The 16,071-nt window shown below is 64.5% G+C and carries 13 protein-coding genes, 1 tRNA gene and 1 pseudogene; 9 read left to right on the top strand and 6 right to left on the bottom strand.

The genetic code is table 11. The annotated features are described in order from the left end of the window. Positions 1-2: 2 nt before the first annotated feature. From H7F35_RS02075 to H7F35_RS02055, 5 genes and pseudogenes are all read left to right on the top strand, one after another. Complete coding sequence (locus H7F35_RS02075) at positions 3-3,110, top strand: DEAD/DEAH box helicase (protein WP_187111333.1); 3,108 nt, start codon at positions 3-5, stop codon at positions 3,108-3,110. Between the two features lie 235 nt (positions 3,111-3,345). Continuing rightward, a complete protein-coding gene (locus tag H7F35_RS02070; RefSeq protein WP_261803491.1) occupies positions 3,346-3,711 on the top strand; it encodes a transposase in 366 nt (121 codons plus the stop codon). Further along, positions 3,708-4,043, top strand: a complete 336-nt coding sequence (gene tnpB / locus H7F35_RS02065) for an IS66 family insertion sequence element accessory protein TnpB (RefSeq protein WP_218132270.1) — start codon at positions 3,708-3,710, stop codon at positions 4,041-4,043. Before H7F35_RS02070 ends, tnpB begins: the two co-directional genes overlap by 4 nt. A gap of 74 nt (positions 4,044-4,117) precedes the next feature. Then, a pseudogene (gene tnpC / locus H7F35_RS02060) lies at positions 4,118-5,697 on the top strand (IS66 family transposase). Further along, a complete protein-coding gene (locus H7F35_RS02055; protein WP_187111332.1) occupies positions 5,694-5,915 on the top strand; it encodes a hypothetical protein in 222 nt (73 codons plus the stop codon). The pseudogene tnpC and the gene H7F35_RS02055 overlap by 4 nt, the downstream one beginning before the upstream one ends. 433 nt (positions 5,916-6,348) lie before the next feature. On the opposite strand, the gene H7F35_RS02050 is transcribed toward H7F35_RS02055, so the two are convergent. The 6 genes from H7F35_RS02050 to H7F35_RS02025 form a co-directional block, all read right to left on the bottom strand. Beyond that, positions 6,349-6,424 (bottom strand) — tRNA-Thr (locus H7F35_RS02050). Between the two features lie 25 nt (positions 6,425-6,449). Further along, positions 6,450-7,466, bottom strand: coding sequence for a class 1 fructose-bisphosphatase (locus H7F35_RS02045; protein ID WP_187111331.1), 1,017 nt, complete (start codon positions 7,464-7,466; stop codon positions 6,450-6,452). A gap of 37 nt (positions 7,467-7,503) precedes the next feature. Beyond that, positions 7,504-10,197 carry an aminopeptidase N gene (gene pepN / locus H7F35_RS02040; RefSeq protein ID WP_187111330.1) on the bottom strand — a complete coding sequence of 898 codons (2,694 nt, stop codon included), beginning with the start codon at positions 10,195-10,197 and terminating at the stop codon, positions 7,504-7,506. Further along, positions 10,184-10,870, bottom strand: a complete 687-nt coding sequence (locus H7F35_RS02035; protein WP_187111329.1) for an HAD family hydrolase — start codon at positions 10,868-10,870, stop codon at positions 10,184-10,186. Before H7F35_RS02035 ends, pepN begins: the two co-directional genes overlap by 14 nt. A gap of 5 nt (positions 10,871-10,875) precedes the next feature. After that, positions 10,876-11,980, bottom strand: a protein-coding gene (gene prfB / locus H7F35_RS02030; protein ID WP_187111328.1) for a peptide chain release factor 2 whose coding sequence is annotated in 2 segments (ribosomal slippage) — positions 10,876-11,898 and positions 11,900-11,980 — 1,104 coding nt in all. Because the reading frame shifts where the segments join, the coding sequence is not laid out codon by codon here. A 197-nt stretch (positions 11,981-12,177) separates the two neighbouring features. After that, positions 12,178-12,990 (bottom strand): MetQ/NlpA family ABC transporter substrate-binding protein, encoded by an 813-nt coding sequence (locus H7F35_RS02025; RefSeq protein WP_187111327.1) that lies wholly within the window; start codon positions 12,988-12,990, stop codon positions 12,178-12,180. A 236-nt stretch (positions 12,991-13,226) separates the two neighbouring features. Here H7F35_RS02025 and H7F35_RS02020 point away from each other — a divergent pair, with 236 nt between their 5' ends. From H7F35_RS02020 to H7F35_RS02005, 4 genes are read left to right on the top strand one after another with little or no spacing between them, the layout of a single operon-like run. Further along, complete coding sequence (locus H7F35_RS02020; protein WP_187111326.1) at positions 13,227-14,102, top strand: methionine ABC transporter ATP-binding protein; 876 nt, start codon at positions 13,227-13,229, stop codon at positions 14,100-14,102. Continuing rightward, a complete protein-coding gene (locus H7F35_RS02015; protein WP_187111325.1) occupies positions 14,095-14,757 on the top strand; it encodes a methionine ABC transporter permease in 663 nt (220 codons plus the stop codon). Before H7F35_RS02020 ends, H7F35_RS02015 begins: the two co-directional genes overlap by 8 nt. A gap of 43 nt (positions 14,758-14,800) precedes the next feature. Then, complete coding sequence (locus H7F35_RS02010; RefSeq protein WP_187111324.1) at positions 14,801-15,622, top strand: MetQ/NlpA family ABC transporter substrate-binding protein; 822 nt, start codon at positions 14,801-14,803, stop codon at positions 15,620-15,622. Positions 15,623-15,645: 23 nt separating this feature from the next. Beyond that, positions 15,646-15,996, top strand: coding sequence for a hypothetical protein (locus H7F35_RS02005; protein ID WP_187111323.1), 351 nt, complete (start codon positions 15,646-15,648; stop codon positions 15,994-15,996). The last annotated feature ends 75 nt before the right edge of the window (positions 15,997-16,071 follow it).

Below are 16,071 nucleotides of genomic sequence, written 5' to 3'. Positions count from 1 at the left end.
GAATGATCTGGCTCTTGGTGTCCGCCGGCATCACGCTGACGGCCACCGCCATGTCTTGGTGGAACAACGGTCGCACCGCCGACGTAGACGCGGAGATCACTCGGCTGAACGGTCAGCATGCGCAACTGCAGCTAGCCGATGCGGCGGCACGTCGTCAGTTACTCGCGGGCTACATCGACTCGTTCGCACGTTTGGTCGCCGGGGAGCTGGCCGTGCGCAAAGCCGTCGAAGCCGACCTGACGAGATGCCTAGAAAAGTCCCGTGCGGTTCGGCAGCGACGCTTCGGTGCACGTGAAGGCGTGTCCTTACAGCGGGCCACACTGGAACTGGAGCTTGCGTTGGGCCGTGTGTCCGCAGAGCGGGTGCACCTAGAGGCATTGGAACGCTCGCTTGCGGTCGACGCTGATGCCACGACACTCCCGGATACCGGTAGCTTGCAACTCCCCGGCAACTTCCCACGATGGGGTGCCTGCATCGATGGGGTCGACGGCGGCACGCTGCCTCGTTCGCTGCACGGCTACGCGGTCCGGACGCTGGACGGCGAAGGCGGAGACCCAAGCCGCGGTGTGGTGGTCGCCGTGGACCACGTCGCTCGCACTGTCACGCTGTCGACGTCCCGCCGCCCGCTGCTGGAAGCCAATCAGTCGGATGGACGAGAGCCGTTGAGGGCGGTGGTTCAACGTCGCGATGCCGACGGCATCCATCTGCATGCCCACGGCGTTCCGCTGCTGCTGCATGCCGGGCGGGATGGCGCTGCGATGGCGTTGCTGCCAGAGCAAGAGGTCGAGGTCTATCCGGAGGTGTGGACCCTTGGCGAGTTGTGCGAGCTCGACAGCGCACGCCCGCTTCACGTCCGGCTGAACCCGAGCGTCCATGGCAACCGAGGCCGTTGGTCGGCGATCCGCTTGGCCTTCCAACAAGCACAACTCGCGCAGCTGACCGCGGCCGCCGAGCGCCTCGCGGCGTTTCCCGAGACCGATCCGCCCTGGCGCCTGCACGAGCTGGATTCGGGACGGCTCGCGTTTTCGATCGGCGATGTGACGCTGGAGACCGAACCCAGCCTTGCATCTATGGCGTTCGAGTTGAAGGCCGTCCACTTGCACGCCGAACCTGCCCCGCCGCTGTCGATGCGCGTTCACGCGGAACTGTGTGCCTTCGTCTCCGGCACGGACGACGACGCCGAACTAAGTGGCTCGCAGTTCGTGCCGTTCCTCGAAGCCATCCACGACGAACTCGGCAGCCTGCAAGCGCGCACGTTGCAGCAGCACACCGCGCTGCGACTGCGCAAGCTGTCTATGATCTACCAGGACCAAGAAGAACACATGCGTACCAGCCGCTCCATCGGCGTGGTGGTGACCGAGCAGAAGCGCCAAGGCCGGCTTCTGACGGTGCTTTTGGTAGGTGGAAAGACGCCCTCATGGTTGTCTGCTTCGCTGCAAGCCCCGGCCGGCTCCCGCCTGAGGGCCTGCCACTCGCACGCCGCCTGGGACGTGGTGTCGGCCCAATGGATCGACCCCAAGTATGGGCTGCTGACGCTGGAACTGGCTGTGCCGCCACAGGCCTTGTTGCGCGAAGTCGCACCGTTCGAGATTCACCGACTGGAGCTCGCCAATGAGGGGTCGCAGCAGCAGACGCTATCGCGTGCACTGGAGCGCACGATCCAGGGGCGTTTCGTATCGACTGGTGTCCACACCACGCTGATCGGGTTGCCCGGCGAGACGGTTCCCAACGAAATACTCGGAAGCGAGGCTGTCGCGCAGCTGCTTACGACGGACACTGACGTGGTGGCCATCTGGGGACCGCCGGGCACGGGCAAGACAACTACTCTTGTCAAGTGGCTGCTGTCCATCTTCCCGGAAGGCGACGAGTCCGCGTGGCCGACCATCCTGATGACTGCCCCCACGCATGTGGCCGTCACCAAGCTGCTCGGCGACCTGCTGGAAAAGGCGCCTTGGCTGGAGGCGGGGAGCGTGCGTTACGCGGGGGTGGAGCGCATCCAGGGTTCAGGGCTCGAAGCCATCTGGCACCAAGCCCTGATCAATGCGCTCGATCCAGGCACGCGTGGGCTGGTTACCGACGAGGGCGCGGGTGCACGGTGGATTACGGTGCTACGCACGCCGGAAGGCCGGCAAGCCGCTTCGCGCTGGCTGCTGGGCTCGCGTTATGTGCATGCGGTCACCTGTGTCGGAATAGCCCGGCGCGACCACGCGCTGTGGGACCGCTCGTTCGACATCGCCATCATCGACGAAACCGGGAAGGCCTTTGGTGCGGAGCTGATGATTCCGTGTTCTGTGGCACGCCGCGTGGTGATGGTGGGGGACCACAACCAGCTGCCGCCCACCGTGACCAGCGAAGCGCTGGATCCCCGGATCGGCTACCGCCTGCCTTTCGACGAAGTGAAGGACCTGCTGGCGCGCAACAGCTTCCAGGACATCTTCGAACAGCTGCCCGCCCACAAGAAGGGCATGCTGACGCAGCAGCACCGCATGCATGCCGACATTGGTGACCTCGTTGGCCACCTGTTCTACGAAGGCCGCCTCACTTCGTCGCGGCACGGCGGCCGCTGGCGCCTGACACGTCGTCGCCTCATGTTCCTCGATTTCTCCTGTGTCCGGGACTACCGTCACGTTCAACCCGAGGGGTCAAGCTCGCAGGAAAACGTCACCGAGCGCGAGGCCCTGCTGGCCCTGCTCTATCGCCTGAGCATGCGCAACCGAATGCAGGTTCGCCGCGCCCTGGTCATCTGTCCCTACGAAGCCCAGCGCCAGGCAGTGCAGCACGCGCTGCAGGGGACCCGGCAAACCTTCAGCGTGGAAGTTACCACTGTCGACGCCGTGCAGGGAGGCGAAGCTGACGCCGTGATCTTGATGATGACTCGCAGCCATGGCGGGGTGCAATTCCTGCTCGACCGTCACCGGTTGAACGTCGCGTTGTCGCGGGCCCGCGAGGCAGTGATTGTGCTGGGACATCGGCAGGCGTTGAGCCCGCGGCGCGGCGGCCCGGTCCACGCATTGATCGAGGAAGGTGAGCGCCGCGGAACTCTCAAGTGCGTCGAGGTTCAATCCGACGACCCCGGCTGGCGCCGGCTTGCCGACTGGGTCGTCCCCTGACCGTTGAGCAGCTCGTCGCGTAGCAACGACCGTTGCTAGCTGCATGCAGCGGTCCGGCATTGGTACGCCCCTCCAATGCCCTGTGGCCTTTGGGCACCTACAGGCTTTGACGCATTCATAGATGCCTGCTCAGGCCCAAGGACCGCTGCCTGTGCACGGTCAAGGTATGCGTCCGGCCAACCCATCTTGAATCCGCCGGGAGGCCCGACCAGCATGGTGTCCACCAGACTCACAGGTGGACACCATTCAAGACTCCAAACGACTCCCCCGGCGGCGGCATGACGCAGCCCTCAAGAGGCAGGTGCTGGCCGAATGCGCCAAGCCCGAAGCTTCAGTGGCCAGTATCGCGCTGGCCTATGGCCTGAACGCGAACCCGGTGCACAAATGGCGCCGGATGGCCGAGGTACCGTCGGCGCGCCAAGCCACTGAGAGATTGACTCCCGCACACTCCTTCATCGCGCTGCCGCTCACGGCCTCGCAGCCCACACCGGCGCAAGAACTCGTCATCGAACTGCGCCGCGGCGCGCTCACGGTCAAGGTCTCCTGGCCCGTGGCCGCTGCGTCCGAGTGCGCGGCCTGGATGCGCGAGCTGCTGCGGTGATCCGTATCGATGCAGTGTGGCTGGCAGCCGAGCCGTTGGATATGCGCGCGGGCACCGACACCGCGCTGTCGCGCGTCGTCCAGGTCTTCGGGTCGGCCAAGCCGTACCACGCCTACCTCTTCGCCAATCGACGCGCCAACCGCATGAAGGTGCTGGTGCACGACGGCATCGGGATCTGGCTGTGTGCGCGCCGGCTGCATCAAGGCCGATTCCTCTGGGCCAACACCGCCCTGGGAGCGCAGATGGCCCTGTCTCGTGAACAGCTCGATGCGCTCGTGCTCGGGCTGCCCTGGCAGCGCCTGGGCGATGCAGGCGCCATCACCATGGCGTGAGCGGCAGGCGGCCCCGCAGCAATTGGGGCGTTTGCGAATAGGCCCGTGCTGCGAAGATCGGCACACTGGCGGGCATGTTCACCAGCGAACAACTCCAGGGACTCGGCGAGGCCGAGTTGCGCGCGCTGGCGCAGGACTTGTTGGCGCGACTGTCGCACTCCGACGGCGAGATCCTGATGAAGGATCGCAAGCTCGTCTGGAGCGAGGCGCGTATCGACCAGCTCACTCATGAGATCGCGGTCCTCAAGCGTTGGAAGTTCAGTGCCCGCAGCGAGCAGCTCGACGCCGCGCAGAAGAGCCTGCTGGACGAGAGCGTCGACGCCGACATCACCGCCGTCGAACTGGAGCTCGACTTGCTGCGCTCCAGGCCGCGGCCCTCGGATCCACTGCAGCCCCGGCGTCACCCGCTGCCTGCGCACCTGCCGCGCACATCGTTCCACCACGAACCTGAATCCAGGACCTGCAAATGCGGCTGCGTGCTCCAGCGCATCGGCGAGGACGTGAGCCAGAAGCTCGACTACACGCCAGGTGTGTTCACGGTGGAGCGCCACATCCGGGGCAAGTGGGCCTGCGCGAAGTGCGAGACCCTGATCCAAGCACCCGTGCCTGCGCAGATCATCGACAAGGGCATCCCGACGGCCGGCCTGCTGGCCCAGATGCTGGTGGCCAAGTACGCCGACCACATGCCGTTGTACCGCCAGGAAAGCATCTTCGCGCGCGCTGGCATGCCGCTGGCACGCTCTACGCTGGCCGAATGGGTGGGTGTGTGCGGCGTACAGCTGCAGCCGCTGGTGGATGCTCTCAAGGACGAGATCCTGAGCCACGGCGTGCTGCATGCCGACGAGACGCCGATGGCAATGCTCGCGCCAGGCAAGAAGAAGACGCACAAGGCCTATCTGTGGGCGTACTGCCCTGGCGTCTTCGAGGGGCTGAAGGCCGTGGTCTACGACTTCGCGGACAGCCGTGCCGGCGAGCATGCTCGAGCGTTCCTGCAACGGGGCAATGAGCCATGGAAGGGCAAGCTGGTCTGCGATGACTATGCGGGGTCAAGGCCAGCTTCACCCAAGGCATCACCGAGGTCGGCTGCGCGGCCCATGCGCGGCGCAAGTTCTTCGAGCTGCACACGAGCAACAAGAGCGCGGTGGCCGAGCAGGCGCTGAAGTTCTTCGGGGAACTCTACGAGATCGAGCGCGAGGCGCGGGATCTGGGCGCGCAGCAGCGGCTGGAGATTCGCCGGCAGAAGGCGCGACCCATCGCTGATGCGTTGCACGCCTGGATGATCGCGCACCGACTGCGGGCAACCGACGGCACTGCGCTGGCAAGGGCGCTGGACTACAGCCTGAAGCGATGGACTGCGCTCATACGCTACATCGACGATGGGCAATTGCCGATCGACAACAACTGGGTGGAGAACCAGATCCGTCCGATTGCGCTGGGGCGTTCGAACTGGTTGTTCGCGGGTTCGCTGCGTGCGGGCCAGCGCGCGGCTGCGGTGATGAGCTTGATCCAATCGGCCAAGCTCAACGGGCTCGATCCGTACCAGTACCTCAGGGATGTTCTGCAGCGCTTGCCCACGCAGAAGGTCCGGCTCGTGGGTGAGCTTCTGCCGCATCGTTGGGCTCCCGTCAGCGCCGGCCAGAATGCTCAGGCATGAAGAATATCGAAGCACTGATTGCAGACGGCGGCGAGATCACGATCGGCGCGATCTACCCGATCGAGTGCACAGCCACTGCCGCCGACGGCCACAACAGCGTGGCCATGCTTGTTCGTCGTGAAGGCGAAACGCTAGACGCGTTACTCGAGCGGCTTGATAAAGCCATCGCCCAGTTCTACGACGATGGAGAAGCCATCGACGAGATCAATGGCGTTTGACGCGGTATCCGCGTCAAGATGACATGGCCGGTCGCTTACCGGTCAAGACAATGCCCGATCGGAAATGCCTCCCGACTGCCAGAGTCCCGTCAAAGACTTCTTCGACGCCGACGACGGCACCGTCCACCTGGTTCTGGGCACGCTCAGCTCATCCACCAGCGGGCTCGGCGCGCTGCTCGGGTGCGGTGTGCTCGCTGTGTTTGGCTGAGCGGTGGCAGACGCCACGCGCACCACCGCGACCAGGGCGCTGAACGAGAGCTTCATGACGGCCGAGCACGCCTGTTTTCGTCTCGGTGCAAGTGGTGCCTGACTTGGGCGACCGCGAAATGGCTCTTACACCCGCCGTTACACCGACCAGTTTTTCGGCCCCAAAGAAAAAGGACCTACAAGCCCCGAGGGTCCTGTAAGTCCTTGATCCGAATCATAAAATTCTTGGTGCCGGAGAGATGAATCGAACACCCGACCTTCTCATTACGAATGAGCTGCTCTACCGACTGAGCTACACCGGCGAAGCCTCAGATTATAGCCACGTCTTCAGGCCTTTTCGGCGTGGTACTGGGTCAAACGCTCAACTTCGTTACGCGAACCCAACATCACGCTCACGCGCTCGTGCAGCTTGGTGGGCTTCAGGTCCAGGATGCGCTGCTTGCCGTTCGTGGCCGCGCCGCCGGCCTGCTCGACCAGCCAGCTCATGGGGTTGGCCTCGTACATCAGGCGCAGCTTGCCGGCCTTTTCGGGCTCGCGCTTGTCCCACGGGTACATGAACACGCCGCCGCGCATCAGGATGCGGTGCACGTCGGCCACCATGCTGGCAATCCAGCGCATGTTGAAGTCCTTGCCGCGCGGGCCTTCCTTGCCGGCCAGGCATTCGTCGATGTAGCGCTTCATGGGCTCGTCCCAGTGGCGCATGTTGCTCATGTTGATCGCAAATTCCTTCGTGTCCACCGGAATCTGGATGTCTTCCTGCGTCAGCACGAAGCTGCCTTGCTCGCGGTCGAGCGTGAACATGGCCACGCCGTTGCCCACGGTCAGCACCAGGGTGGTCTGCGGGCCGTAGATGCAGTAGCCGGCGGCCACCTGTTGCGTGCCGGGTTGGAGGAAGTCGCCTTCCTGCACGCCGGGGTGGTCGTCGGGCTTCTTCAGCACGCTGAAGATGGTGCCGATGCTCACGTTCACGTCGATGTTGCTGCTGCCGTCGAGCGGGTCGAACATCAACAGGTATTCGCCCTGCGGGTAGCGGTTGGGCACCACGTGGATGGTTTCCATCTCCTCGCTGGCCATGGCCGCGAGGTGGCCGCCCCATTCGTTGGCCTCGATCAGCACTTCGTTGGCGATGATGTCCAGCTTCTTCTGAATCTCGCCCTGCACGTTCTCGCTCTCGGCGGTGCCGAGCACGCCGCCCAGCGCGCCCTTGTTGACGGCCTGGCTGATGCTCTTGCAGGCGCGGGCCACCACTTCGAGCAGCAGGCGCAATTGACCGGGAATGAGGCCGTCGGCGCGCTGTTGTTCGACGAGGTAGCGGGTGAGGGAAATCTTTTGTTGTTGAGCCATATGCTTTCTGTGTGTCTCTTGCTGCTTGGTTGCCGGCTTAGTTTCCGGCCAGGGCGCGGGTCACGACTTCGTGCGTGTCCTTGCTCAGATCGGGCTTGGCGGCCACGCGGGCGATGGCTTCGCGTGCGGCGCTGCGATACGGCTCGGCCAGCTTGCTCCAGCGGTCGAGCGAGCGCGCAAGGCGTGCAGCCACCTGGGGGTTGATGGCGTCGAGTTCGATCACGCGGTCGCTCCAGAACACGTAGCCGGCCGCGTCGGAGCGGTGGAAGGCGCCGGGGTTGGCGCTGCAGTAGGCAAAGATCACGCTGCGCGCGCGGTTCGGGTTCTTGAGCGAGAAGTCCGGGTGCTTCATCAACTGCTTGACCAGCGGCAGGATGTCGCCGCCACGGTCGCCGGCGCCGGCTTGCAGCGAGAACCACTTGTCGATGACCAGCGCCTCGTCCTTGAAGATGGCATGGAAGCGCGCCAGCGCCTGCGCCGCGAGCGTGTGGCCCGACGACACCAGCGCGTTGAGCGCGTTGAAGCGGTCGGTCATGTTGCCCGCGTCCTTGAAGCGCTGCAGCGTCTTGCCGGGCCACACGGTGTCGCCCGAGGCGCGCGCCGCCAGGCACAGGAAGTTGAGCGCCATGCCCGCCAGCGCGCGGCGGCCCGACGAGGTCGGGTCGGGGCTGTAGGCGCCGGTGTCGTGGTTTTCTTCGTAGGCCTGTTGCCAGTCGGCAAAAAGGGCGGTGGCCAGCTGGGCGCGCATGGTGTCGCGCACCAGATGCACGCGCTGCGGGTCGACCACGTCGAGCTGCTCGGCAATGTAGGTTTCCGACGGCAGCGTGAGCACCAGTTCCTTGAAGGCGGCGTCGAGCTGCGGGTTGCGCAGCACGCTGCGCATGGCGTCGATGTAGGCGTCGTTCAGCACTGGGGTGCTGTCGGTCGCCAGTGCGGCAATGCCTTGCAGCGCGGCGCGCAGGCCCAGGCGCTGACCGGCTTCCCAGCGGTTGAACGGGTCGGGGTCGTTGGCCAGCAGGGTGAGCAACTGGGCGTCGGTGTACTCGAAGTCGAGGATCACCGGCGCGCTGAAGCCGCGCAAGATCGAAGGCACGGGCTCGGCGTCGAGGCCCACGAAGGTGAGCTGTTCGCCGGCGCGCGACAGCACCAGCGTGCGGGTGCCGCGCGTCACTTCGCTTTCGCCTTCGAGCTGCAACGGCAGTTCGCGGCCGTTGGCATCGAGCAGGCCGATGTTCAGCGGAATGACGAAGGGTTCCTTGGTTTGCTGGCCCGGGGTGGGCGGGCAGCTTTGCACCACGCTCAGGGTGTAGCTGCGGTTCTGCGCGTCGTACACGCCGTGCGCGGCCAGGCGGGGCGTGCCGGCCTGGCTGTACCAGCGCTTGAACTGGGGCAGCAGGCGGGCCAGTTCCGAATCGGGGTTGGCGTCGGCAATGGCCTGTGCGAAGTCGTCGCAGGTCACGGCCTGGCCGTCGAAGCGTTCGAAGTAAAGGGTGATGCCCTTCTCGAAGCCCTTGCGGCCGACCAGCGTCTGCATCATGCGGACGACTTCGGCGCCCTTTTCATAGATGGTGACGGTGTAGAAGTTGCTGATCTCGATGTAGCTGTCGGGCCGCACCGGGTGGGCCATGGGGCCCGCATCTTCGGGGAACTGGGCGGTGCGCAGCACGCGAACGTCTTCGATGCGTTTCACGGCGCGCGCCGAGGCGTCGGCGCACAAGTCCTGGCTGAATTCCTGGTCGCGGAAGACGGTGAGGCCTTCCTTCAGCGACAGCTGGAACCAGTCGCGGCAGGTCACGCGGTCGCCGCTCCAGTTGTGGAAGTACTCGTGGCCGACCACGCTTTCGATGTTGCTGTAGTCCGCATCGGTGGCGGTGGCCTGGTTGGCCAGAACGTACTTCGTGTTGAAGATGTTCAGGCCCTTGTTCTCCATCGCGCCCATGTTGAAGTCGCTGGTGGCGACGATCATGAAGCGGTCCAGGTCCAGCGGCAGGCCGAAGCGGGCTTCGTCCCACAGCACGGAGTTGATGAGCGAGTTCATCGCGTGCTCGGTCTTGTCGAGGTCGCCGGCGCGCACGTACACCTGCAGCAAGTGCTCCTTGCCGTTGCGTGCCTTGATGCGCTGCTCGCGCGCCACCAGCTTGCCCGCCACCAGGGCGAACAGGTAGCTGGGTTTCTTGAAGGGGTCGACCCACTTGGCGAAGTGGCGGCCTTCGGGCAGCTCGCCCTGCTCGACGAGGTTGCCGTTCGACAGCAGCACCGGGTAGGCGGCCTTGGCGGCGCGCAGCGTGACGGTGTACATCGCCATCACGTCCGGACGGTCGAGGAAGTAGGTGATGCGGCGGAAGCCCTCGGCCTCGCACTGCGTGAAGAAGGTGTCTTCGCTCACGAACAGGCCCATCAGCTTGGTGTTCTTGATGGGGCAGCAGGTGGTGAAGAGCTCAAGCTCGAAGGCGTCGGGCAGCCCGTCGATGACGAGCTGGTCGCCTTCCATGCGGAACGAGGCGCCCTGGCCGTTGACCAGCACGCGCGCCAGGTTCAGCTCGTCGCCATGCAGGCGCAGCGGCTCCACGGGCACTTCGGGGTTGCGGCGCATCTGCATGCGGTTGAGCACGCGGGTCTTGGCGGGGTCGAGGTCGAAGGTGAGGTCGACGGTGTCGATCCAGTACGCCGGGGCGGCATAGTCTTCGCGGCGAATGGCAATCGGTTGCCCTTGAGCGTCACGCAGCATCATCGAGTGTCTCCAGAAAATTCGAATGGGCGAGTTCGTTGTAGTCACGAACCGCGGCAATCACATGGGGGCCGGCAAGCTCGGCGGCGGTATGGGTGCTGCACACGGCCACGGCACGCATGCCGCCACGGCGGGCGGCCTCGATGCCGAAGGGCGCGTCTTCAAAAACGATGCAGCGCTCGGGCGCAATGCCGATGCGGCGCGCGGCTTCGAGAAAAATGGCGGGCGTGGGCTTGCCGCTGAAGCCTTCGTCGCCACCGACGATGGCAAGCGGCAGCGGGTCCATCTTCAGGCGCGACATCGCGAACTCGATGTTGTGTTTGTCGCCGGCCGTGCCGACCGCAATCTTCAGCCCGCGTGCCACGGCCGCCTTGGCGAAGGCGGTGAAGCCGGCCACCTCGGCGAACTTGTCGTGGAAGAGCTCTCGGTAGATTTCTTCCTTCTCGTGCACCATGGCCTGGCATTCGGCATCGGACAGTTCTCGCTCGAACAGCTCGCGCATGCTCTCGGTGCCGGTGCGACCGGTGGTGCGCGCGAGGATCTCGCTCACATCGAGCTTCACGCCGTGGCGCTGCGCAAACTCCACCCACGAGCGCGCATGCCAGGGCATGGAGTCGATCATGGTGCCGTCCATATCGAAGATGAAGGCTTCGACCTTGCCGTTGTTCAGGCTCATTGGATTTACACGCCTTGCTTCAAAGAGGCTTCGATGAACACATCGAGGTCACCGTCCAGCACCTTCTGCGTGGCAGAGACTTCGACGTTGGTGCGCAGGTCCTTGATGCGGCTGTTGTCCAGCACGTAGCTGCGGATCTGGTGGCCCCAGCCCACGTCGGTCTTGCTGTCTTCCAGCTTCTGCTGCTCTTCCTGGCGCTTGCGCATCTCGAAGTCGTACAGCCGCGAGCGCAGGCGTTTCCACGCCACGTCACGGTTGCTGTGCTGGCTTCGGCCGTCCTGGCACTGCACCACAATGCCGGTCGGGATGTGCGTCAGGCGCACGGCCGAGTCGGTCTTGTTGATGTGCTGGCCGCCCGCGCCACTGGCACGGAAGGTGTCGGTGCGCACGTCCGACGGGTTGATGTCGATCTCGATCGAATCGTCGATTTCCGGGTACACGAAGATGCTGGCAAAGCTCGTGTGGCGGCCGCCCGACGAGTCGAACGGCGATTTGCGCACGAGGCGGTGCACGCCGGTCTCGGTGCGCAGCAGGCCGAAGGCGTAGTCGCCCTCGACCTTGATGGTCGCGCCCTTGATGCCGGCGGTGTCGCCGGGCGTTTCGTCTTCGATCTGCGTCTTGAAGCCCTTGCGCTCGGCGTACTTCAGGTACTGGCGCAGCAGCATGCTGGCCCAGTCGCAAGCCTCGGTGCCACCGGCGCCGGCCTGGATGTCGACGAAGGCGTTCAGCGGATCGGCCGGGTTGTTGAACATCCGGCGGAATTCGAGCTGCTTGATGTCGGCTTCGAGCGTGGCGGCGTCATCGGCAATGGCCTGCAGGCCGTCCATGTCGCCGTCGGCCTTCGACATTTCGAAGAGTTCGGTGTTGTCCGACAGCCCGTTGGTGAGCTTGTCGAGCGTGACGACCACGTCGTCGAGCGACTTCTTCTCTTTGCCCAGTTCCTGGGCCTTCTTCGGGTCGTTCCAGACGTTCGGGTCTTCGAGCGATGCGTTGACTGTCCTCAGTCGTTCAGCTTTGGCATCGTAGTCAAAGATACCTCCGTAAATCGACCGTACGGACGCTCAGGTCCGCGAGCATTGCGCCGATTTGGTTGATTTGTTCTGCGTCCATGGGGTGTCCTGACTGTGTTCGGGGAAACCGGACATTTTCTCATGCTCCGGTGACCGGCCAGGGAGCGCCCCCGTATTGCTCCTTCCCCCTCTGGGGGAAGGTTGGGATGGGGGCGGCTCCCGCATTCAGTGCGGCGCTTGGGTTGGCGCCGCGTGCCCCCACCCCAGCCCTCCCCCGGAAGGGGAGGGAGAAAGTCATCAGAACGCGGGGACCAGCGAGCCCTTGAACTGGGTTGCGATGAAGCTCTTCACCTCCGGCGACTGGTACGCCGCCACGAGGCGCTTGGCCCAGGGCTTGTCCTTGTCGGCGCGGCGCACGGCGATCAGGTTGGCGTAGGGGCTTTTCGCGGCCTCCTTGATCACGGCGTCCTTGTTGAGCGACAGGCCGGCCTTCTCGGCGTAGTCGTTGTTGATGGCGGCAATGCTCAGGTCGTCGAGCGAGCGCGGCAGTTGGGCGGCGTCGAGCGCGATCAGCTTCAGCTTCTTGGGGTTGCTCACCACGTCGAGCGGCGTGGCCGTGTTGTTCTTCACCGCGTCGGGCTTCAGCGTGATGAGGCCAGCCGTCTGCAGCAGCAGCAGGGCGCGGTTGCCATTCGACGGATCGTTCTGGATACCAACCGACGCGCCGTCAGGCAACTGATCGATCGACTTGATCTTGCGCGAGTAGAAGCCCAGCGGCGCGGTGATGGTCAGGCCCACGGGCACGATGTCGAAGCCACGCGCCTTGTTCTGGTTGTCGAGGAAGGGCTGATGCTGGAAGGCATTGGCGTCGAGGTCGCCCGAGGCCAGCGCAGCGTTGGGCAACTGGTAGTCGTTGAACACCACGAGCTGGATGTTCAGGCCGTCCTTGGCGGCGACCTTCTTGACCACCTCGAACACCTGCTCGGAACTGCCGACGGAAACGCCGACCTTCAGGGTGTTCTTGTCCTGCGCGAAGGCGGGGCTGCCTGCGAACAGGGCGGCTGCCAGCGTGGCAAGGGCGAGGGTGCGGCGGCGGAATGTGGTGTGCATGGTGACGCGAAATCAAAAAATGAAGGCGCGAATGTGGCACCGCAGCACGAGATTGGGAACGAACGAATAGGCATATCGATATGGCGTGTATGGCTTGCGTTCGGGTTTTCTTATGCATTTACGTATATAAACACCATCCTTTTTCTTCGTTCCCTTTTGCCGCTTTTGTTTTCATACTCGGCACCTTTTTCGCGAACCTTCGTGTCCGGCTTTCTTGCTGGCCGCGCTTCTTCCCAATGAGCCATCTTTCGTCCGATGCGGGCCGCGACAACGCGGCACCGGTCATCCGTCTTCAATCGGTGCAGAAGTCTTTTGCCCTGCCCAGTGGCGAGGTGTTCGACGCCGTGCAGTCGCTCTCGCTCGACATCCACCAGGGCGACGTGTTCGGCCTGATCGGCAAGAGCGGCGCCGGCAAGTCCACGTTGCTGCGCCTCATCAACCTGCTGGAGCGGCCCGATGCGGGCAAGGTCTTTGTTGGCGGGCGCGATCTCACCACGCTCTCGCGCAGCGAGTTGCGCGACACGCGCCAGAACATCGGCATGATCTTCCAGCAGTTCAACCTGCTGCAGAACGCCACGGTGTTCGACAACGTGGCCTTCCCGCTGAAGATCCACGGCCGCCACTCCAAGGCCGAAATCAACACGCGGGTGCGCGAATGCCTTGACCTCGTCGGCCTGGCCGAGAAGATCGACACCTACCCGGCACAACTGTCGGGCGGCCAGAAGCAGCGCGTGGCCATTGCCCGCGCGCTGGCGCCGCGCCCGCAGGTGCTGCTGTGCGACGAGCCGACCTCGGCGCTCGACACGGAAACCACCCGTTCGCTGCTCGAAACGCTGCGCGACATCAACCAGAAGATCGGCGTGACCATCGTGATCGTCACGCATGAGCTGTCGGTGGTCGAGGTGCTGTGCCGCAACGTGGCCATCCTTGAAAAAGGCCGGCTGATCGAACAATTCGCCGTCGATGCGCCGGGACCCGAGCGCAAGACTGCGCTGGGCCGCGAAATCGACGAGCTGGTGCGCCGCCGCGAACGGGATGTGCGCGAAGCCCGCGAATCCGCCGCCCCCGGTGCCTCGCTGAACCTCAATGCCCAGGAGCCGGCCTATGTTTGAAAACATCGCTCCCATCCTTCCCGAGCTGTGGGTCGCCACGGGCCAGACTTTCATGATGCTGGCCATCGGCCTGTCGGCCGCGGTGCTGATCGGCGGACCGCTGGGCATCCTGCTGTTCCTGCTGGGCCCCGGCCAGTCGCTGGAAAACAAGCCGGCGTTCCTGGTGCTGAACTGGATCGTGAACACGGTCCGTTCCTTCCCCTTCATCATCCTGCTGGTGGCGCTGGTGCCGTTCACGCGGGTGATCGCGGGCACTTCCATCGGGCCGCTGGCGGCCGCGGTGCCGCTGTCGTTCGCGGCAATTCCTTATCTGGCGCGACTGGTCGACCAGTGCCTGCGCGAAGTGCCGCGCGGCGTGATCGAGGCGGCGCATGCCATGGGTGCTTCAGAAATGCAGATCGTCTGGCGCGTGCTGCTGGTCGAGGCCCGCTCGGGCCTGGTGCTGGCGCTGACCGTGCTGGCCGTGAGCTTTCTCTCGTACTCGGCGGTGGCCGGCGTGGTGGGCGGCGGCGGCATCGGTGACCTGGCGATCCGCTACGGCTACTACCGCTTCCAGACCGACGTGATGGTGCTCACCGTGGCGCTGCTCGTGGTGCTGGTGCAGATCCTGCAGTTCGTGGGCAACACCACGGCGCGCAGGCTCGACAAGCGTTGATTCCTTCTTTCCCCTTTATCTTCTTCTTCTCTCTGCTCATTTCATGAAAACCGCACTGCTGCGCCGTTCCGTTCTCGCCCTGTCCCTCGTTGCGCTGTCGTTCGGCGGCCTCTCGCTGGCACAGGCCCAGGAAGCCAAGAAGAACCTCGTGATCGGCGGCACCGCCGGCTCCAATGCCGACCAGCTCAAGGTCGGCATCATCCCGATCCTTGAAAAGAAGGGCTACAAGGTCAAGCTGGTCGAGTTCAACGACTACGTGCAGCCCAACCTCGCGCTGGCCCAGGGCTCGCTCGACGCCAACTTTTTCCAGCATCAGGTCTACCTGAAGAAGTTCGCGGCCGACCAGAAGCTCGACCTTGCCGAACTGGTGCAAGGCCCGATCGCGCCGATGGGCGTGTACTCGACCAAGCGCAAGACGCTGGCCGACGTGAAGGAAGGCGACCGCGTGACGCTGCCGAACGATCCGAGCAACCTGGCGCGCGCGTTGGTGCTGCTGGAGCAGAACAAGCTCATCACCATCAAGACCGGCATCGACCCGCTGCGCGCGTCTGAAAAAGACGTGGCCGAGAACCCGAAGAAGCTGAAGTTCATTCCGCTCGAAGCCGCGCAACTGCCGCGTTCGCTGGGCGACACCGAGTACGCCATCGTCAACGGCAACTTCGCGATCTCGTCGGGCCTGAAGCTCACCGATGCCGTGGTGCTCGAGAAGACGCCTGACTACTACTTGAATGTCGTGGCCGTGAAGACCGCCGACAAGAACACCCAGTGGGCCAAGGACATCGCCGACGCCTACCGCTCGAAGGAATTCAAGGCGGTGGTCGACAGCAAGTTCCAGGGCTACGCCAAGCCCAGCTTCCTGCAGTAAACACACCCATCAAGGACGCACCCATGCCCGTGCTCGCCGTATTCGATGCCCAAGGAAGCTGGCGCGACACGCATGTGTGCGACGGCTGGATCACCGAGCACCTGGCGCAGCAGGGCGTGAGCTGGGGGCGCGGCAAGGCCAAGGGGCAGCGCGCGCTGGACAGTGCGGGGCTGTTCTATGTGCCGACCGCTGACGGTTATCTGGGGTTGTTGCTGGAGGCCGGCGAGTGGGCAGCCATGCCGGCTGGCAAACCGCATTTTTTCGATGCGGGCGAGGCGGAGTCTCTTGAAGGCTTGCCCGCCGTGTTGCCGTTGTTCGAGGCCTTCGTCGAGGAAGTGTTGTCGCTTACGGGTAACGACGCCGACGAAGAGTGATGTAGCGCGGCTCCTGGGGGCTGTGCCGGGGCCTCTCCGATGCCTGTTGGGTTTGCTGCACGGGTGTGATGCGGG

This window comes from Variovorax sp. PAMC26660 (assembly GCF_014302995.1).
Taxonomy (GTDB): domain Bacteria; phylum Pseudomonadota; class Gammaproteobacteria; order Burkholderiales; family Burkholderiaceae_C; genus Variovorax.
Note: the sequence above shows the minus strand (reverse complement) of the source record. Positions and strands in the feature narration are given on the sequence as shown.